20 protein-coding genes and 1 tRNA gene are annotated in these 18,661 nt (G+C 64.2%); 9 read left to right on the top strand and 12 right to left on the bottom strand.

The window, feature by feature from the left end:
- Positions 1–299: 299 nt before the first annotated feature.
- Positions 300–376: transfer RNA gene (locus RBA41_RS06660), tRNA-Arg, on the bottom strand.
- A 166-nt stretch (positions 377–542) separates the two neighbouring features.
- Here RBA41_RS06660 and RBA41_RS06655 point away from each other — a divergent pair.
- From RBA41_RS06655 to RBA41_RS06645, 3 genes are all read left to right on the top strand, one after another.
- Positions 543–890, top strand: a complete 348-nt coding sequence (locus tag RBA41_RS06655; RefSeq protein WP_306622286.1) for an ArsR/SmtB family transcription factor — start codon at positions 543–545, stop codon at positions 888–890.
- The gene (locus tag RBA41_RS06650; protein WP_306622284.1) at positions 877–1,398 is read left to right on the top strand and encodes an SRPBCC family protein; all 522 of its coding nucleotides are present in this window, start codon (positions 877–879) and stop codon (positions 1,396–1,398) included. The genes RBA41_RS06655 and RBA41_RS06650 overlap by 14 nt, the downstream gene beginning before the upstream one ends.
- 81 nt (positions 1,399–1,479) lie before the next feature.
- Entirely contained in the window at positions 1,480–2,049 is a 570-nt protein-coding gene (locus RBA41_RS06645) for a YceI family protein (RefSeq protein WP_306622282.1), read from the top strand.
- Between the two features lie 13 nt (positions 2,050–2,062).
- Here RBA41_RS06645 and RBA41_RS06640 read toward each other — a convergent pair whose 3' ends face one another.
- The 3 genes from RBA41_RS06640 to RBA41_RS06630 all read right to left on the bottom strand — a co-directional run bounded on the left by RBA41_RS06640 (position 2,063) and on the right by RBA41_RS06630 (position 3,877).
- Entirely contained in the window at positions 2,063–3,121 is a 1,059-nt protein-coding gene (locus tag RBA41_RS06640; protein WP_306622280.1) for an alkene reductase, read from the bottom strand.
- A 9-nt stretch (positions 3,122–3,130) separates the two neighbouring features.
- Complete coding sequence (locus tag RBA41_RS06635) at positions 3,131–3,427, bottom strand: ArsR/SmtB family transcription factor (protein ID WP_099882799.1); 297 nt, start codon at positions 3,425–3,427, stop codon at positions 3,131–3,133.
- 87 nt (positions 3,428–3,514) lie between these two features.
- Entirely contained in the window at positions 3,515–3,877 is a 363-nt protein-coding gene (locus RBA41_RS06630; protein ID WP_306622277.1) for a DUF1304 domain-containing protein, read from the bottom strand.
- 163 nt (positions 3,878–4,040) lie between these two features.
- Here RBA41_RS06630 and RBA41_RS06625 point away from each other — a divergent pair, with 163 nt between their 5' ends.
- From RBA41_RS06625 to RBA41_RS06615, 3 genes are all read left to right on the top strand, one after another.
- A complete protein-coding gene (locus tag RBA41_RS06625; protein ID WP_306622275.1) occupies positions 4,041–7,346 on the top strand; it encodes a tetratricopeptide repeat protein in 3,306 nt (1,101 codons plus the stop codon).
- Between the two features lie 146 nt (positions 7,347–7,492).
- The gene (gene sugE, locus RBA41_RS06620) at positions 7,493–7,813 is read left to right on the top strand and encodes a quaternary ammonium compound efflux SMR transporter SugE (RefSeq protein ID WP_306622273.1); all 321 of its coding nucleotides are present in this window, start codon (positions 7,493–7,495) and stop codon (positions 7,811–7,813) included.
- Between the two features lie 96 nt (positions 7,814–7,909).
- Complete coding sequence (locus tag RBA41_RS06615; protein WP_306622271.1) at positions 7,910–8,842, top strand: 4-hydroxyproline epimerase; 933 nt, start codon at positions 7,910–7,912, stop codon at positions 8,840–8,842.
- An 18-nt stretch (positions 8,843–8,860) separates the two neighbouring features.
- On the opposite strand, the gene RBA41_RS06610 is transcribed toward RBA41_RS06615, so the two are convergent.
- Positions 8,861–9,601 carry a hypothetical protein gene (locus tag RBA41_RS06610; RefSeq protein ID WP_306622269.1) on the bottom strand — a complete coding sequence of 247 codons (741 nt, stop codon included), beginning with the start codon at positions 9,599–9,601 and terminating at the stop codon, positions 8,861–8,863.
- Between the two features lie 222 nt (positions 9,602–9,823).
- A complete protein-coding gene (locus RBA41_RS06605) occupies positions 9,824–10,804 on the bottom strand; it encodes a M14 family metallopeptidase (RefSeq protein WP_306622267.1) in 981 nt (326 codons plus the stop codon).
- Here RBA41_RS06605 and RBA41_RS06600 point away from each other — a divergent pair.
- On the top strand, positions 10,803–12,014 hold the full coding sequence (locus tag RBA41_RS06600; RefSeq protein WP_306622265.1) for an acyltransferase family protein: 1,212 nt from the start codon (positions 10,803–10,805) through the stop codon (positions 12,012–12,014). The genes RBA41_RS06605 and RBA41_RS06600 overlap by 2 nt on opposite strands.
- Here RBA41_RS06600 and RBA41_RS06595 read toward each other — a convergent pair.
- The 3 genes from RBA41_RS06595 to RBA41_RS06585 form a co-directional block, all read right to left on the bottom strand.
- Complete coding sequence (locus RBA41_RS06595) at positions 11,984–12,484, bottom strand: hypothetical protein (protein ID WP_306622263.1); 501 nt, start codon at positions 12,482–12,484, stop codon at positions 11,984–11,986. The two genes, RBA41_RS06600 and RBA41_RS06595, sit on opposite strands and share 31 nt — an antisense overlap.
- Before the next feature lie 63 nt (positions 12,485–12,547).
- Positions 12,548–13,426 (bottom strand): pirin family protein, encoded by an 879-nt coding sequence (locus tag RBA41_RS06590; RefSeq protein WP_306622261.1) that lies wholly within the window; start codon positions 13,424–13,426, stop codon positions 12,548–12,550.
- Positions 13,427–13,474: 48 nt separating this feature from the next.
- Positions 13,475–14,074, bottom strand: a complete 600-nt coding sequence (locus tag RBA41_RS06585; RefSeq protein ID WP_306622259.1) for an FMN-dependent NADH-azoreductase — start codon at positions 14,072–14,074, stop codon at positions 13,475–13,477.
- A gap of 110 nt (positions 14,075–14,184) precedes the next feature.
- Here RBA41_RS06585 and RBA41_RS06580 point away from each other — a divergent pair, with 110 nt between their 5' ends.
- Together RBA41_RS06580 and RBA41_RS06575 are read left to right on the top strand one after the other, a co-directional pair.
- Positions 14,185–15,105, top strand: coding sequence for a LysR family transcriptional regulator (locus RBA41_RS06580; protein WP_306622257.1), 921 nt, complete (start codon positions 14,185–14,187; stop codon positions 15,103–15,105).
- A 153-nt stretch (positions 15,106–15,258) separates the two neighbouring features.
- Complete coding sequence (locus tag RBA41_RS06575; RefSeq protein WP_306622255.1) at positions 15,259–15,891, top strand: NAD(P)H-dependent oxidoreductase; 633 nt, start codon at positions 15,259–15,261, stop codon at positions 15,889–15,891.
- Between the two features lie 78 nt (positions 15,892–15,969).
- Here RBA41_RS06575 and RBA41_RS06570 read toward each other — a convergent pair whose 3' ends face one another.
- The 3 genes from RBA41_RS06570 to RBA41_RS06560 form a co-directional block, all read right to left on the bottom strand.
- Positions 15,970–16,698: a zeta toxin family protein gene (locus RBA41_RS06570; RefSeq protein WP_306622253.1), complete on the bottom strand. Its 729-nt coding sequence runs from the start codon at positions 16,696–16,698 to the stop codon at positions 15,970–15,972.
- Positions 16,695–17,066, bottom strand: coding sequence for a hypothetical protein (locus RBA41_RS06565; RefSeq protein WP_306622251.1), 372 nt, complete (start codon positions 17,064–17,066; stop codon positions 16,695–16,697). The genes RBA41_RS06570 and RBA41_RS06565 overlap by 4 nt, the downstream gene beginning before the upstream one ends.
- Positions 17,067–17,162: 96 nt before the next feature.
- Positions 17,163–18,650, bottom strand: coding sequence for a C13 family peptidase (locus RBA41_RS06560; RefSeq protein WP_306622249.1), 1,488 nt, complete (start codon positions 18,648–18,650; stop codon positions 17,163–17,165).
- Between the last annotated feature and the right edge of the window lie 11 nt (positions 18,651–18,661).

Here is an 18,661-nt window from a genome sequence, read left to right as displayed (position 1 = left end):
GCTGCAATCTTGCACCGGCAAATTAATTGCTCCCCTATAAGTCCATTTTTACATTTTCATAGGGGAGCGCGTCCGATTCTAATGCATATTTACAAAGATTACCAAGCCAACGTATTATTTGTAGGTTAATACCTACACTAACGCGCGTTTAATTCCTTGGAAGAGAGCGCTTCTTCTTTTAAAACGCAAGAATCCGTCTGGCGGCTAAAGTGTAAGAGAATGTGACACTGCAACAAAATGTTGTGTGAAAAGAAAAAAGGCCCGAAGATTTCTCTTCAGGCCTTCAATCTTACGAATAATGGTGCGGCTGGCAGGAATTGAACCCACGACCCCTTGGTTCGTAGCCAAGTACTCTATCCAGCTGAGCTACAGCCGCGAAAGACAAGATTATAGCAACGATTTCAGGAATGTCAAAGTTACCGGAGTAAAAAATTTCGACAGCGTTCTCCCGGCCGCGGGCAGCCGGCGCAGACGGGCGGCGCTTGACGATCGTGTCGACAGATGATAATTTACCTTCAGGTTAATTAACCACCGGGTTTAGTATGCGGCAAGACCACCTCAGCACCACGTTCGCGGCCCTGGCCGATCCGACCCGGCGCGCCATCCTGGCCCGCCTGGCGGACGGGGAAGCATCGGTGAGCGCGCTGGCGGCGCCCTTCCAGATGAGTTTGCCAGCCGTGACCAAGCACCTCAAGGTGCTCGAACGTGCCGGCCTGATCACCCGCGGACGGCAGGCGCAATGGCGTCCCTGCAAACTCGACGCGCAACCGCTGCGCGAGGCAGCCGACTGGATGGCGCATTACCGCCGGTTCTGGGAGGGCAGCCTCGACCGGCTCGACGACTATCTCACCCACCTGCAAACAAAGGAGCACCACGATGACCAACCCTGATTCCAGCGTCGATTTCGTACTGACGCGCGTCTTCAACGCGCCGCGCGAACTCGTGTTCAAGACCATGATCGACACCGAACACCTGCAGAAATGGTGGGGGCCGCAGGGCTGCACCATCGAGGTGATCCGCCACGAGCCTCAGCCGGGCGGCGTGTTCCATTACTGCATGCGTTTCGGACCGGGCGTGGAGATGTACGGAAAATTCGATTACCGCGAGATCTCGCCGCCCGAGCGCCTGGTGTTCGTCAACGGCTTTGCCGACGCCGAGGGCAATCGCATCCATCACGCGATGAGCCCGACGTGGCCGCTGGAAGTGCTCAACACGAGCACCCTGAGCGAGGCCGACGGCAAAACCACGCTCAGTTTGCATTCCACGCCGCTCAACGCCAGCGCCATCGAAATCGAGACCTTCAAGTCCGGCCATGCCTCCATGCAGCAGGGCTTCGGCGGCATGTACGACGAATACGAAAAATACCTGGCGACGCTTGTCAACGCAGCGCAGGCTTAGCTAACGTTTCCTAACCGGGGTCAGACCTCGGTTAGGAAAGTTTCCGGGATCTCCCGCACTGTGAACCTACCGTTACTCACCATGAAAAAACACTTTCTCTTTTTCCTGCTGGCCGGCGTCACCGGCGCCGCGCTGGCAGCACCGGTCACTTACAAGATCGATCCGGACCACACGTTCCCCAGCTTCGAGGCCGACCACATGGGCGTGTCCGTCTGGCGCGGGAAATTCAACAGCAATTCGGGCAAGGTCACCCTGGACAAGGCGGCCGGCTACGGCATGGTCGATATCAGCATCGACCCGGCCAGCGTGGACTTCGGCCAGGACGCACTGAACAAATGGGCGGCCGGCCCGGATCTGTTCGATGTGGCGAAGTTCGGCGCGGCGCGCTACAAAGGCAAGCTGACCGGCTTCAAGGATGGTGCCCCGACCCAGCTGCAGGGCGAACTGACCTTGCACGGCGTGATCAGGCCGGTCAATCTGCAGATCAAGAGCTTCAAATGCATCCAGCACCCCATGCTCAAGCGCGAGATGTGCGGTGCGGATGCCTACGGCAGATTCAGGCGCGATGAATTCGGCCTGAGCGCCGGCAAGGATTACGGCTTCAAGATGGATGTCGACCTGCGCATCCAGGTCGAAGCCGTGGCCGAGTAGTTATGCCTGCAAGTTACGCCTGCAGCGCAGGGTAGTCGGTATAGCCTTCTTCGTTCGAGGCGTAGAACTTGTCGGACCGCACCGGGTTCAGCGGCGCGTCGAGCTGCAGGCGGCGCGGCAAGTCGGGGTTGGCGATGAACCACTGGCCGAAGGCGACCGCATCGGCTTCACCGGCGGCCACCAGCTGTTCGGCGCTGTCCTTGGTCAGCTTTTCGTTGGCGATGTACACGCCGCCGAACTGCTGCTTCAGGTAAGGGCCGAGACGGTCCTCGCCCAAGCCTTCGCGCGCGCAGATGAACGCGATGCCGCGCTTACCGAGCTCGCGCGCCACGTAGCCGAAGGTTGCCTTCGGATCGGAGTCGCCCATGTCGTGCGCGTCGCGCCGTGGCGCCAGGTGCATGCCCACTTTGCCCGCGCCCCACACCTCGATGCAGGCGTCGGTCACCTCGAGCATCAGGCGGGCGCGGTTTTCGATCGAGCCGCCGTAGATGTCGGTGCGCTGGTTGGTGCTGTCTTGCAGGAACTGGTCGAGCAGGTAGCCATTGGCGCCGTGCACTTCCACGCCGTCGAAACCGGCCAGTTTGGCGTTCTCGGCGCCCTTGCGGTAAGCGGCCACGATGCCCGGGATTTCTGCCAGCTCGAGCGCGCGCGGCACCGGATAGTCGCGCAAGGGGCGCAGCAGGCTGACATGGCCCTTGGCCGCGATCGCGCTCGGCGCCACCGGCGCGTCGCCGTTCAGCAGCTCAGGGTCGGAAATGCGGCCCACGTGCCACAGTTGCAGCATGATCTTGCCCCCGGCCTTGTGCACGGCGTCGGTCACCAGCTTCCACCCTTCGACCTGCTCGTCGGACCAGATGCCCGGCGTGTCGGCGTAACCCACGCCCTGCGCCGTGACCGAGGTCGCCTCGCTCAGGATCAGGCCGGCGGAGGCGCGCTGTACGTAGTACTCGGCCATGAGCGCGTTCGGCACGCGGCCGCCGCCAATGGCGCGGGCGCGCGTCAGCGGCGCCATGATGATGCGGTTTTGCAGCGTGAGATCGCCGATGGTGATGGGGTCGAATAATGTCGTCATGCTTAACTCCTAAAGTCCCTCGTTCATATGGTCGAGGAAAGCCTTGATGGCTTCCTCGTTACGCTTGTAATAGATCCACTGGCCTACCTTGCGCGAGGTAATCAGCCCGGCGCGCTGCAGCGCTGCCAGATGGGCCGATACGGTCGATTGCGCAAGCCCGGTCCGCGCGTCGATCAGGCCGGCGCACACCCCGACGTCGAGGTTGTGTACCTGATGTGCGAAGTGCACATGCGGTTCCTTGAGCCAGCCAAGAATCTGGCGGCGCATCGGGTTGGCCAATGCCTTGTGAATGGCGTCGATTTGCATATCGGGTTTTTCCGAATCTAATATCGTCATATTACGATATATAAAAAATTCCTGCTTGGCAGGGACTAAAACGAGGGACTGCGGGGCTCAGTGCGAAAGATAGAGCAGGGCCAGCGCGAGCGCGGCAGGCACGGTCTGGAAGAACAGGATGATCTTCTTGACCGTCAGCGCGCCCCAGACGCCGGCCACCATGATGCAGGCCAGCCCGTACACCACGAAGGCATGCGCGATCTCGGCATTGGGATGGAGCAGGCCGACCGCCAGCGCCGCTACCAGGAAACCGTTGTAGCAGCCCTGGTTGGACATGGCGGGCGCCATGATCTCGGCTTTTTCAGCAGTCAGGCCGAACACGCGGCGCCCGCGCGTCTTGAAAAGGAGCGTTTCGAGCAGGACGAAGTACACGTGCAACAGCAAAATCATACCGATCAACACTTTTGCGGCGATGGCCATTGATGGCTCCTTGTTATGGATGGTGGGATGGATAGTGTAACCGCGTGCAAGCTGCGTGGCGAATGAGCGGGCAGGGCGGCCTGTGGGAAGAAAGGGATGTTAACGTTATAATAATGTTCTTCACATATCTTGCTCTCTCGCACCGTCCACTTTTCAGGCTTCCATGACAAAGACCATCACTCCCTTGACGACCTGGGACGGCTACACGCGCCTCTCGCGCGCCGGTTTTCGCGAACGCTTTCCCGGCGCCGGCGAGGACAATGAGGATGACGCGCCCGGGGACGACAGCGGTTCGCCGTGGTTGCTGGTTACCGGCAATATCAGCATCGGCAAGCAGATGCTGGAGGCGGCCGAGGGCCAGGCCTGGAGCCGCATCGTCGTCGACGGCGACCTGCATATCGACGATGGCGGCGGCGACCTGGGATGGGGCGACCCGCTCGGCCAGGTGGGCTTTGTCAGCGGCGACCTGTATGTGGACGCGATCCGGCTCGACGCCATGCAGAGCAACGCGGTCGGCGGCCGCGTCGTGGCCAAATCCGCCTGGCTGCTTGCGGAAGACGATTGCGCCATGCGCCGCGCGCCCGAACTGCGCCTCGACACGCAATTCCTGTTCGCCTGGTTTTACCGGATCGACCAGCTCACGCTCAACCCCGGCGCGGTCATTTTCATTCTGGGGGACGGCGACTACTGCGCCAAGCTCGACCTGCCCAATCCGGTGTTTTCGTGGCACGATGCGGTGCATGTACTCGACGAGCGCTTCGTCGCCTACGTCCTGTGCGATGGGTCGGACGATTATTCCTGGCATAGCCCGTCCATCATCCCCGCACTGAAGCGCGGCCGCACCATTTACAAGGACGGCTACGACATCGCCTGCTATCCGTTTCACCAGGCCGCGCAGGCGGCGATGGCGGCGGGCGACCATCGGGACGCCTATCTGCTGCATAAAAAATCGGCCGCCATCGCGCCGGCCTACTACGAAGCCTGGTTCGGCATGGCGTACGCGCTGCTGCGCGAGGGCGCGTGGGAACAGGCGCTGGGCGTATACCGCAAGGCCGCCGCGCTGTTCCCGAAAGAGCAGACCGGCATGGTCAATACGGCACTGAACCACGCGGCCTTGTGCGCGGTTCACACGCGCCAGCTTGGCCTGGCGATCGAGCTGGCGAGCATGTCGATCGAGCACAATCAGGAGTCCGGGTACAAGGAAAGCGAAGCGGCGCAGGCATATCGCTACCGCGCCGAAGCGTATCTGATGTCGGGCCAGGCCGGTGCCGCCATGGCCGACCTGGAGCAGGCGCTGGAACTCGATCGGCATCTCGCATCGGCGCGCTGGCTGAAAGGCCTGGCGCATTACCAGCGCAATGAACTTGACAAGGCAAACGCCGATCACGCCGCGGCCTGCCGCTACGACAAACGCTACGCCGCATCCTACGACACCCATGACGACACCGGTTTCCTGTACCAAGCCGACCAGCGCGTCGACTGGGACCAGGTCGACGCCGCCGACATCGCCTTGCCCGCCAGGGACGAGGCGTACTGGCTCAATTACATGCTGCACGACGAATCGGCCTCGCTCGCACGCGTGCCGGACGAGTATCGCACCGGCGCCCTGTGCCGCGAAGTGGTGCGCGCGAGCGGGCCGGATAAGCTGGGCTACGCCAAACATCTTCCCGACAGCGCGTTCACGCGCGAGATTGCCGAAACCCTGATCGCGTCGTCGCCCGGTTGGCTGGAGAACATCCCGCCGCGCTTCATCGACAAGGCGCTGGTGCTGCTGGCCCGTCCCGGCACGAGCGGCTTCGCGCTGGCGCATGTACCGGCGGCCGTCATCGACTTCGACGTTTGTGTCAGGGCGGTGCAGTGCGGCGAGTCGATTGCCAGCGTGCCGCCGCAGCATGTGAACAAGGCCCTGTGCCTGGCGTGCGTGACTGCCCACGCGCGCCGGCTGGAAGAAGTGCCGCCGGAACTGATCGACGACGACCTGATCGCGGCCGCCATCGCCCACGGCGAGCACTATGGATTCGACAACTGGCTGCCGGGCATGTACAAGACGCGCGCCTTGCTGGAACTGGCGATCGGCCGGTACAAGTGCGCACTCGACGCGATACCCGGCTACCGCATCGATGCCGCGCTGTTCGCGTATGCCGAACAGCGCTACGGCCAGGATGCCGACTGGCCCGCAATCGTCGCGCGCCACGACCGCGCCGCCATCGAGCGCGATGCGCGCGCCAAGTGCGTGACCGAGTGCTGGAGCGTGTTCTGGACCGAACCGTTCATGCTGGCGCAGGTCGCCAGGGAAGACGACTATCTTGCGCCGTACGAGATCCCCGACGCCAGCTTCACGCAGGCGGTGGCCGAGGCATGCTTCAAGCGCCATCCCGTCTATTTCTATTGCATTCCCAAGCGCTTCGTGACCCAGGCCATGAGCGACACGGCCAGCCAGATCGACCCGGACCAGATCGAGCATATTCCGGTCGCGCAGCGCAGCCAGGCGATATGCACGCGCGCCATCAAGGAAGACGCGGCAAGGAACCTGGCGCTGGTGCCGCTCGCGCTGCGCAGCGTCAAGGCGTGCGTCGCCGCGCTGCTGGACGATGGCGACCAGCGCCTGGTGCCGGGTGCGATCTATTACGAGGTGTTCGATACCCTGATCGCCAAGCACCGCAAGCAGTTCGATCTCGGCTGGCTGTACCTGAACCGGGCCGAGGGCGCAATGCGCGCCACGCCGCGCCGGATCGAGCTGGCCATGGAGGATTGCCAGTTCGTGCTCGACGCCCACGCCAATGAGGAGGTGGGCGAGGACGACCTTGCGCACGCACGGCACGCGCTGGCGCTGTGCCATTATCTGCGCGGCGACATGGCGCTGGCGGCGCTGTGGCCGCAAACGCCCGAACAATGGGCGAACGACGAGATGCAGCATTTTGCGGAGCCGCTTGAACCGGTCGATTTCGACAGCCACCGCTTCGACGGCCTGATGGCAGACCTGGACACGCTGGTGCAGCGGCGCGACTACCGCAGCGCCATGGCGCAGGTGGACGAGGCGGAGCGGATGCTGGCGCAGGCAGGCTGCGGCGACGCCGTGAAATGGGCGCACGTGCTCGACAAAAAGCGCTTCGTGTCGCTTGAACTTGGCCTGCTGGACGTGAACGAAGCGGCCTGCCGCGCCGCCATCGCGCGCCTGGAGCGGGAAACGCTGTGGTGTTATCTTCCCGAACATGACGTGATCCGCCACACTCTGCGCTCGTGCTACTTCCGCCTGGGGACCATGCGCGAGCGCGATGGCCTGCCGCTCGCCGAACTGGAAGCCGACCTGGCCCTGATCGACAAGGCGCTGGCGCTGGCCGGCCCTGCGGAAGACGCGGGCGTGCTCGATCCGTTCAGGGAAGGGCATGCGGCGCTGCTCGGCATCCTGGCGGCGCAGCAGCCATCGTACAAGGCCGCGTACCGGCGCGCGGTGGCTTTGGTGGTCTGATCGCATTCCTGCGAATACCTGCGTAGGCCAGGCTGCACGCATCGGCGCGGCCGATGGTATACTTGAGCCACCTTTTTCTCCGGCGGGGACGACCCTGCCGCACACGGAGCCAGGCATGGACGACCTTGCCAATCTTGGAGGTTGTCATGGCATGGATTTATCTGTTCGTCGCCGGTTTGCTTGAAGTCGGCTGGGCCGTCGGGCTGAAATACACCCACGGTTTTTCGCGTCTCGTTCCTTCCGTATTGACGCTGACCGCGATGGCCGGCAGCGTCGGTTTGCTCGGACTGGCATTGCGCCACCTGCCGCTGGGGACCGCGTACGCCATCTGGACCGGCATCGGCACCGTCGGCACGGCCATTTTCGGCATGCTGGTGCTGGGTGAGCCGGCGGGCGCCATGCGGCTGGCCTGCATCGCCCTGATCGTGGCCGGCATCCTCGGATTGAAGCTGCTCGCGCCGGGCTGACACGGCGCCGGGACCTGCGCCCGATTGTGCCAATTTCGTCGCACCATGCCCTTGAGCAGGCAAGACAATCGCGCTATCCGGGCGTATGCTGGAAGCATGAAGACCATTTCCATCATCGACTCCCATACCGGCGGCGAACCGACGCGCCTGATCATCGACGGCGGCCCCGATCTGGGCGGCGGGCCACTGGCCGAACGGCGCGAGCGCTTCCGGCGCGACTTCGACCATGTGCGTTCGGCCGTCGTCTGCGAGCCGCGCGGCTCCGATGTACTGGTCGGCGCGCTGCTGTGCGAGCCGTTCGCGCCCGACTGCGCCGCCGGCGTCATCTTCTTTAACAATGTCTCCTACCTCGGCATGTGCGGCCACGGCATGATCGGGGTGGTGGTCTCGCTCGCGTTCATGGGCCGCATCGGACCCGGGCGGCACCGCATCGATACGCCGGTCGGCGTGGTCGAAGCCGAGCTGCACGACGACGGCGCGGTCACCATCGATAACGTGGCGTCCTACCGCACGCGGCACGCGGTGACGGTGCAGGTGGAAGGCGCGGGCGCCGTGACGGGCGACGTGGCGTGGGGCGGCAACTGGTTTTTCCTGGTGTCGGGCCACGGCCTGGCGCTGCGGCGCGCCAACGTCGACGCCCTGACCGCGTACGCGGTGGCGCTGCGCGATGCGCTCGAGGCGCACGGCATCACCGGCGACGACGGCGCCGTGATCGACCATATCGAACTGTTCGCGGCGTCGGCCACGGGCGCCGACAGCCAGAGTTTTGTCCTGTGTCCCGGCAAGGCCTACGACCGCTCGCCCTGCGGCACCGGTACCAGCGCCAAGCTGGCGTGCCTGGCGGCCGACGGCAAACTGGCCGAACACGCCCAATGGCGCCAGGAGAGCATCATCGGCAGCGTGTTCGACGCCTCGTACCGCCGCGACGGCGAACGCATCATGCCCAGCATTCGCGGCAAGGCCTGGGTCAACGCCCGGGCGCAGCTGATTTTCGACGAGAGCGACCCGTTTGTGTGGGGCATTCCCTGAGCTGCGCCGGGCGCGGGGCTACGACAAGGACTCGACCGGGCCGATATCGGTCTGCACGTTGAACACCGACGTGCGCCGGATCGTGCCCTGGATGGTGCCGCTGGTTTTGGGCAGCGCCGAGGCGGCGTCGGCAAACCAGAAGTAGTGGCCGTTGACGCGGTCGGGGAAGTTGGCGCCGAAGTAGCCCTGCACGGCAATCGGCGCCGTAAACGACATCGATTCGTCCGACATGGTGCCCACCATCGACACTTTACGCTTGCTGCGCGCCGGTACCGTGACCGTCACCGTGGACGACGACGAGCGCGAGGTGCTTTGGGTCGACGACTGGCCGACCGTGGTCGACACCGAAAACGAGGCGCCGGTCTTGAACACGCCCTCGATGGTGAACTCCGCCGACAGCGTCAGCCCGGTGGTCGTTTCGGACGACCAGCTGGTTGCGTCCGACCACGCGCCTTCGACCGTCAGGCTCACTTGCGCCGCATCGTCGCCGTTGTTGATTGCGTAATTGCTGCCGACGATGGCCGACGTCGGCGGCGCGCCCGGATTGGTCACGTAGTTGAATGGCCCGAGCGTCTTGTAGCACGGGTGCCCGTACTGCGCCGTGATGGCCGGGGTCACCGCATTGTAGTAGGTCTCGCTGTTGACGCTGATGCCGTCCGGGTTCTTGCCGTAGGCGGTCTCGAAGTAGGCCCTGACGGCCGATGGACTGGAATTGAGGTAAGTCAGGTCATTGAAGGACAACGCTTCCTGCACTGGCATGATGATCTCCATTGGGTTGATTGATCGCCCAGGAACATCCGGGCGGGATGGCCGCCGGGCGCTGCGCCCGGCGACCATCCCACCTTAGCCCTTCGCAAAGAGCCCAGGCTCACACATTGTCACCGCCTCATGCCGCCCGCATAAATGGGCGGATGGCGCGCCTTTTTAGGTGGAAGCACACCCGTTTGTGGCTTTCATGTCAGTGCGCCAGGGCGCGCGCGCCTACTCGGCAAAGCGCTCGAAATCCGGATTGGCGCGGGTCAGGTAGTACCACTCCTGGTTCGGTCCCGCGTTCACATCGGGGAACAGGATCTTGCCGTCGAAGTCGGCCGTCACAGGCGTGCCGTCGGCGCGCGTGCCGATCTGGTCGCCCTTGGCCACCGCATCGAAACTGGACCACACGCGGCTGAACCGGTCGCCCGCATCGAGCTTGTCGTGCACCACCACCATCGACAGCGCTTCCATCTGGTCCAGCGCAATCGGCTCGGGCTTGGGCGCGTCGATCACGCCGAGGAAGGCCAGCGTATTGATGATGGCGCGGTAGGCCACGTCGGGGGCGGCCGGATCGAGGTGCTGGCCGCATTCGAGCGTGAGCGCGTAGCCGCCGGTGCTGCGCATGTATTCGGTGGTGCCCATCCCGTAGCGCAGCACCAGGTTCAGGGTCGACTCGTCGCCGCTCTTCATGCGGCGCTGTACGCCCTGGCCGTAGGTCGCCAGCCAGCCGTCGACGAAGCGGCGCACGCCCAGGCGGCGCGCCAGCGCGCGTTCTTTTTCGGCGTGCCGGAACGGCTGCAGGGTGCCGTCGTTGTTGCGCGGCCCGACCATGACGAAGGGCTGGCTTTGCGCATTGAAGGAGTGCAGGTCGAGCAGCACCTCGTGCTGCGCCAGCAGTGGGCACAGCCAGTTGGCGACGCGGTCCTCGAAGTCCTGCGGCTGCGGGTTGGGGAACAGGTTGCGGTTCAGGTTACGCTCGCCCGAGCGCTGCTTGAGCGCGTAGGCCAGCGGGTTGGTCACCGGGACGAAGGTCACGCTGCCGGCCGCCACGTGCAGCGCGCCGCTGTCGATCTCGCCCATCACGCGCAGGATCGCCTTGGTGCCGCAGGTCTCGTTGCCATGCACGGCGCCGGTGACGATCAGGCGCGGGCCGGCGCCAAGGCCGGTGTAGTTGATCGATTTGAATTGCAGCTCGCGTGCGGTGGTCATGGTCGGAGGTAGCCTGGACGATTGGTGGATCGTCTATTTTATCGGACATCGCTGGCGCCTGCCGAAGCGCCATGTCATCATGTGGCGCATGAAAAATCCTGTTTCCAGCGTCCGCATCGAAGGACTCGATACCCTGCGTGCGCTGGCCGTCATCCTGGTCGTGCTGCACCACTATGTGCTGTTCGTCAGCCGTGCCGATACCTTCGGCTGGATAGGGGAGGTGGGCTGGATCGGGGTGGACCTGTTTTTTGCCTTGTCCGGCTACCTGATCGGCAACCAGATTTTCGCCGCCATGCGCTCGCAGGGCGAATTCTCGCTGGCCCGCTTTTATGGACGGCGCGCGCTGCGCACGCTGCCGGTGTTCTACGCCATGCTGGCGCTGTACTGGTTCTGGCCGTGGTTTCGCGCCGGGCTCGAACTGCCGCCGCTGTGGCGCTTCCTCACCTTCACGCAGAATATCGGCCTGGAGCCGGGCACCGCGTTTTCGCACGCCTGGTCGCTGTGCATCGAGGAGCAGTTTTACCTGGTGCTGCCGGCGCTGGCGCTGGCGATGGCATCGCTGCGCAGTTCGCTGCGCTGGAGCTGGGCCGCCATCGCGCTGGCCATCGTGGCCGGGATGCTGGTACGCGCCTATACCTGGCAGGAACTGGTGCACGCCAATCCGCGCGGCTCGCGTAACTATTATCAGTATATTTATTACTCGACCTTGTGCCGCTTCGATGAACTGGTGGCCGGCGTGGCGCTGGCGCTGCTGAAGAATTTTCACCCGCGCCGGTGGCGCGTGCTCACGTCGCGCGGCAACCTGGCCCTGGGCGCCGGGCTGGCGGTCACCGGTCTGGCGGTCTGGCTGTTCCTGGACGAGCGCCAGGGCTTCGGCGTCACCGTGCTGGGGTATCCGATGCTGGCGCTGGGATTTTCACTGCTGATCGTGGCGGCGCTGAGCGACAGGTCGCTGCTGCGCACGACCCGTGTTCCGGGCGCCGCCGGCATGGCGCTATGGTCGTATTCGATCTACCTGACGCACAAGCAGGTGTGCATCCTGGCCGCCAGGCCGCTGGCGGTGCATGGCTACGGCCCCGCTTCGCCGGCCGCGATTGCAGCAATGCTGTCGCTGAGCGTTTTGTCGGGCTGGGTGCTGTACCGCTGCGTCGAGCGGCCCTTCATGCAGCTGCGCCAGCGCTACCTGCCGACCAATTTCAAGCCGCGCTGACGCGGACTGGCGTCGATCACATCGAAAGCGGCCGGCATCTCGCTGAGGAAGGCGAGCACGCTGCGCGCGTCGCCGCCGCTGTCTTCGATGGCTGCGCGCAGGCCGGGCACCGCTTCCTGGGTGTACGGACTGCGGTAGGCACTCACCAGCAGCGAAACCAGGTCGACCGGCTGGCCGCCCGAATGGCGCATGCGCGTGCCGATCAGGTCGAGCAGCACGCGCTGCATGGCCGGCGTCGGGTTGGCGATGTTGGCGAAGATCAGCGGCGTATTGGCGATTTTCTCGCACAGCGCGCGCTCGATCTGATCGGGCTTGAGGTCGGAGGCGATGTCGAAATGGGCTCCGCTCCAGTGGGTGCGCGCGTGGGCGTGCCCGGGAGGGAAGGAATCGACGGTTTCAAAGCCGCATACGCGGCTAACGTAGGCCAGGGCCTGGGTCAGGATTGGGAACATGCCCCCAGTGTAGCGCAAGATGTTCTCCTTGTGGTTGCAGGGCCCCCGCCAGGCCTTGGAAGCCGGCGGGGGGCGGGTGCATCAGGCGCCGAAACGGCCGGCGCGAAAGTCCTCGACGGCCTGGAATACCTCGGCCTGGGTGTTCATCACGAACGGGCCGTATTGGGCGATCGGTTCGTTCAGCGGGCGCCCGGCAATCAGGATCAGGCGGCTGGCCTGGGCGGCCATGATGCGCACCCCGTCAGAGTGCGGGTCGTTGGCCAGGATCGCCATGCGCGACACCGGTACCGGTTTCTCGTCGATCAGCACCTGGCCGCGGAACACGTATACAAAGGCGTTGTGCCCCGGCGGCAGCACCTGTTCAAAGATGGCGTTGGCCGGCAGTTCGATATCGAGGTAGAGCGGCTCGGTGCCTGCGCGCTGCATCGCGCCCTGCACGCCGTGGCTGGCGCCGGCGATCACTTGCACCGTTACCCCCGCCCCGGTGGTGAAGCGGGGGATGTCGGTATTCGGAATGTCGCGGTACCATGGCGCGGTCATCTTGTCCCTGGCCGGTAGGTTAAGCCACAGCTGGAAGCCTTCCATCAGGCCGTCGGTCTGCTCCGGCATTTCGGAGTGGGCCACGCCGCGTCCGGCCGTCATCCACTGCACGCCGCCGTCGGTGATCAGGCCTTCGTTGCCGGCGCTGTCGCGGTGGCGCATGCTGCCGGCGATCATGTACGAAATCGTCTCGAAGCCGCGGTGCGGGTGTTCGGGAAAGCCGGCGATGTAGTCGCCCGGCTTGTCGCTGCCGAAGGCATCGAGCATCAGAAACGGGTCCAGGCGACGCTGCAGGTTTTGCGTGAGCACGCGGTTGATCTTGACGCCGGCGCCATCCGTCACGAACTGCCCGTTGATCAGGCGCTCGACGGCGCGCGGCTGGTGCACCGCGAAATCCGGTTTCATCAACGCTTGTGTCATTTTTCTCTCCTTAATACAGATACAGCGTCGTCGGGGGGGGGGGGGGGCTCAGGCCAGTGCGGCCTCGATCTCGGCATTCGCCTGGGACTGCGCCTTGGTCACCGCTTCCGGGCCCATGGCCATGCCTTCGGAGTACACGAACGTCACGTCGGTCATGCCGAGGAAGCCGAGCAGCATTTTCAGGTGCGGCGTCTGGGTATCGTTCGGGGTGTCGCGGTACATGCCGCCGCGGGCAAACGCGACGTAGACTTTTTTGCCGGTTAGTTTGCCGACCGGGCCGGTGGCGGTGTAGGCGAAGGTGACGCCGGCGCGGGCAATCGCGTCGAACCAGCCTTTGAGCTGCACCGAGCTGCCGAAGTTGTACATCGGGGCGCCGATGACCAGCACGTCGGCCGCCTGCACCTGGGCGATCAGGGCGTCGTCGAGGGCCACGCGGGCCGCCTGTTCGGCGCTGCGCTGGTCGGCCGGCGTGAACAGGGCGCCCAGGGTCGGCTCGTCGAGCGCGGGGTGCGGGTTGCTGGCCAGGTCGCGCCGGGTCAGTTGGGCGCCGGGGTTGGCCGCTTGCAGCCCGGCGACGATGGCGTCGGCCATGCGGGTGGACTCGGAACCGGTCGAACGGGCGCTGGAATTGATTTGCAAGATGTTCATTTTATTTCCTTTTTTATGAGTTGAACTGCGATGGTGTGACTTTACGCGTTCCAAAATCAATGCGGAAGACGTTAAAATGGATATCATTATTCAGCCGGTGGGACAATCAAATGGATGTGGAACCGAACGACCTGCTCCTGTTCGCGCGGATCGTCGAGGCGGGCAGCTTCAGCCAGGCCGCGCTGCGGATGGATTTGCCCAAGTCGACCGTCTCGCGCCGGATCGCGCTGCTGGAAGCGAAACTGGGCGAGCGCCTGCTGCAGCGGACCACGCGCAAGCTGATGCTGACCGAATTCGGCGCCAGCCTGCTCGATCACGCGCGCAAGGTGGTCGAGGAGGTCGAGGCGGCCGGCGCGCTGGTGCAGCACCGCCAGCAAGCCCCGAGCGGGCGCCTGCGCATTTCGATGCCGGCCGATTTCGCCAGCCTTGGCATGACGCAGGTGATGACGCACTTCATGGCGCAGTACCCGGCCATTACCCTGGAACTGGACCTGTCGCCGCGCCGGGTCGACCTGGTGAGCGAAAATTTCGACATCGCGATCCGCATGGGCGACCTGCCGGATGACGCCTCCCTCAACGCGCGCCGCGTCGCGCTCGAACAAATGGCGCTGTACGCGGCGCCGTCGTACATCGCACTGCGCGGGCTGCCGCAGCATCCGGACGAGCTGCTCAAACACGATCTGCTGTGCCTTCTGAGCCGCGGCGGCGGGCCGTCGCCGTGGAAGCTCACGCGCGGCAAAACGGTGTGGGAGCGCGAACTGCCGGGCCGGCTGACGGCCAATTCGCCCGACCTGCTCACGCGCGTGGCCTGCGCCGGCGCGGGCATCGCCGCCAGTTCCGACCTGTTCGCGGCGCCCCATGTGGCCAGCGGAGAGCTGGTGCGGGTGCTGCCGGAATGGGATTTGCCGCTGGTGACCGGGTGGGCTGTCTTCCCTGGCCGCCGCCTGATGCCGGCCAAGACCCGCGCTTTCCTCGACATGATGGAAGGGCTGTGCTGCGCCGACGCACGCAAGCGCATGGGGATGGTGTAGAGAGAGGCGGGGCATCGGAATGGCCATGCGACCCCTCGTCTTTTGCCGGCCGGATACGCCCAATCGCGGAATCGTTGATAATGAGCCCGCCGCGGCGCCTATCCTGCGATCGCCCTGGCTGCGAATATCATCCATCCAACATCAAGGAATTCCATGCTGCTTGAAAAATTACACTGGCGTTACGCCACCAAGAAATTCGATGCCACCAAGGTGGTGTCGGAAGATAAAGTCGACCGCATTCTCGAAGCCGTGCGCCTGGCGCCGACGTCGAGCGGCCTGCAGCCGTTCGAGCTGATCGTGGTCAGCAATGCCGAGCTGCGCGCGCAGATGAAACCGATTGCCAGCAACCAGGGCCAGGTGGTCGATGGGTCGCACATGATCGTCTTCGCGGCGTGGGACAATTACACCGAAGAGCGGATCAACATGATGTTCGACCTCGTCAACGAGGAACGCGGCATGGTCAACGAAGGCTGGGAAGCCTACCGCAAGTTCATCCTGGCGACCTACCCGCCGCGCGACCCCGAGGTCAACTACGAACACGCCGCGCGCCAGGCGTATATCGGCCTGGGCATCGGCTTGACCGCCGCCGCCTTCGAGCAGGTCGATGCGACGCCGATGGAAGGCTTCAATCCGGATCAGCTCGACGAATTGCTCGGCCTGCGCGCGCGCGGCTTGCGCTCGGTCGCGATCATGGCGCTCGGTTACCGTGAGGCCGAGGGTGACTGGCTGGTCGACTTGAAAAAAGTGCGTCGTCCGAGCGAGCAGTTCATCACGAAAGTGGCGTAAATCAGCGCATTGGCGCAGCGGTCATTTTTTGGCCGCGCGCACCTTTGTTCACAACAATAGCGGATTTTTCGTCCCGATTTATCGGGGCACGACCACGTTGAGCCATGAGGAAATCGGACGAAGTGTGCGCTTCCACGAGTCGCGCACATCATAAATCACCTTGTTATCGCGGCGAATATGTACGGGTGTGAACGCCAGTGCCTCGCTCCGGCTGTTATCGAACAAAATGGAAGCGTCAGCAACGTCAATGGCCGCGTTGACGGCTTGTTGTGTTCTGGGGAAGCGCTGGAGTAGCTTTTTAAACGGGACTGCATGTCCACCCTGGCTTTGACGGGTGTCAACCCGGCCAATCGAGAGGGTGACCGTTGATAATCCAACAAAGGCCAGGAGCACGAAGTAGCCGGACCTCTGTAGTTCCCTGATCAGGTCTATCTTGCTCGATATCACCCCGTTGGCATTTCTGGACCAATAGGAAAATACAGTCTCGACAGCAAACGGCAGTTGAGCACCTATTGCCGAATTGGTGAAGGCTTTTACGCCCTGCTGCGCTACCTGCATCCATGCCTCGCTGGTGTCGCGTAGCTCTTGCGCCCATGGAGTAAGGAACCCGGCCTTGTCCGGCTCGGGGAGGATGGACAACATCATGCGATCGGCATTTAGCAGCGGAACCTGTAAACGCTGGGCCAGGAATCTGTACCACAAGGTCGATTTTCCTGAGCCGTTGTGGCCTGCCAGTATGACCGCGACCGGTTTGTCGTGAGGGTGTAACACTGCACCGATTGCCTCATCAATTGAAACGCGTATCATCGTTTAACCTGGATGAACCGGCCATTTTTATCGAAGCGCCCCAGCGTCCGCGTTTCCCCAAGTTTCCGAATGACCAGGTTGGGATCCTTTGAGTCGGCTTCATATAGCGGTGTTGTCGGAGGCAAGTTGAGGCGCACGCCGCGCCGCGGAATGGCGGCGGCGAAAGCGCGCATCACTCGCTGACTTTCAGCAAGCCGTTTTTTCAACTCGGATGCCGACGGCGTCGGAACCTCCACCGTGACATTACCCAGCGTGACAACAGTCATCTGCTTGCCGCTGGCTGTCGTGCGCTGGCTTACAGGGCTGCCGGGAGGCGGCTCCTGCGTTGTGCTGGCGATTGTTTTGGGCGGATGAGTATGCTTGGCCATGATGCGCTGCCGAACGACAAGCTTGATGAATAAACCCGGTGATCGGTTTTATTGTAGCGCCAAATTCAAACGCGTGACGCGGGCGGCGCTACCTGCTCACGGCTTGCCCGCCAGCCGCTGGTTCATCCGCTCCAGCACCGGCACGATCTTGCTGCCCACCTTGATCTGCGGGTTCGAATAGCCGTCGTCCTTGCCGGCTTCCGTTTCGCGCTGCAGGATGACCTTGCGCGCCGCCGCATGCGCTTCGGTGAACGAGCGCGTCGTGGTGCGCAGCTGTTCGTCGTACATGGCGCGCCCGAAAAACGTCAGCGGCGACTTCTTGCCGCAGCCGTAGGAGGTGTGGTCGGCGTCGGACGCCGTCATCACCAGGGTGCCGTCGGCCGCCAGCGGCGCGATCCAGTTGCCGGCGTAGCAGGCCGAGATCGACAGCACGCGGTAGCCGATGCCGGCCTGGTCGAGCCATCCCTTGAGCTCCGGCGGCAGCACCGGCGCCACGTCGATCGGCCAGAAACTGGCCGCCAGTTCGCCGTCCGACGCCCCGTGCGACGTCAGGTGGATGAACAGCACATCCTCGTCGCGGTCCATGATCCCGGCGATGCCTTCGATGGCGCGCTGCAGATTGAGCGGCGTGGCCCACGGCAGCGTGCCGGCGGTCTTGCGGTGGTTGATCAGCTGCAGGCCGCGGCCGGCGGCATCGAAGCGGCGCGCCATGACGTCGGACACCATGGCGCTCTCGCGCCGGAACACTTCCTCGCCTTCGTACGGCGCGAAGGTGATCGTGTACATGTCGATCACGCCCGGGCGCTGCGGCTTGAGGGCGTCGATCTGGTCGCCCAGCAGGGGCAACTGCGCTTCCATCATCTCCTGGCTCACCTCGAACGGCTCTTCCTCGGCCGCCTCGGGTTGGGGCGCGGCGCGCCATGTCGGCGGCGCCGGCGCGAGATAGTGGCCCAAGGCCGTGGTGAGCGCGACCACCGCGATCGTGACAATGGCGCGCTCCGGCGCCAGCGGACGCGCCGCGCGAATCAGCACCTTGAGCTTTGCCAGCACGGACCAGAGCACCGGCACGAACCACAGAGCCCATTGCGCCTCTGTGCTGGCCGCGGCAATGACATTGGTGCGGATCAGGAGAAAATAGAGCGCCCAGGCCAGCATCGCAAACAGTGTCGATTGGGCGATCAGCAGCGTGTACAAATGCGCTGCGCCGGGCGCGCCATCGGGGCTGCGCCGCAGTCGCGGGTCGGGCTGAATCAGGTAGCACAGCCACACGGTCAACAGGGCAGTCGACCATCCGGCCAGCAGCGCGCGCCAGATGAAGATGGCATCGCCCTCGATCAGGATGCGGTGCATCAGCACGCCCAGGCCGACCTGGAGAAGCATCTGGAACGCCATCTGCCATGGCGACGCCACCAGCCGTTCCCAGCGTGGCGCGAGCAGCAGCATCGAACGCGCTCCTTCGCCGAGCCAGTCGCAGGCCGTCAGCACGCTTGCGCGCGGCGCCGGCGAGGCGACAGCAACCGGATCCGGCACCGGTCCCGCCACCTGGGCCGGCGGGCCGACCATGTCGTCCACTGTGTCGCTCATGCCGCTCTCTC

This window comes from Massilia scottii (genome assembly GCF_030846495.1).
Lineage (GTDB): Bacteria > Pseudomonadota > Gammaproteobacteria > Burkholderiales > Burkholderiaceae_D > Telluria_A > Telluria_A violaceinigra.
The sequence above is the reverse complement of the archived record's forward strand: the minus strand, read 5'-3'. Positions and strand labels throughout refer to the sequence as shown.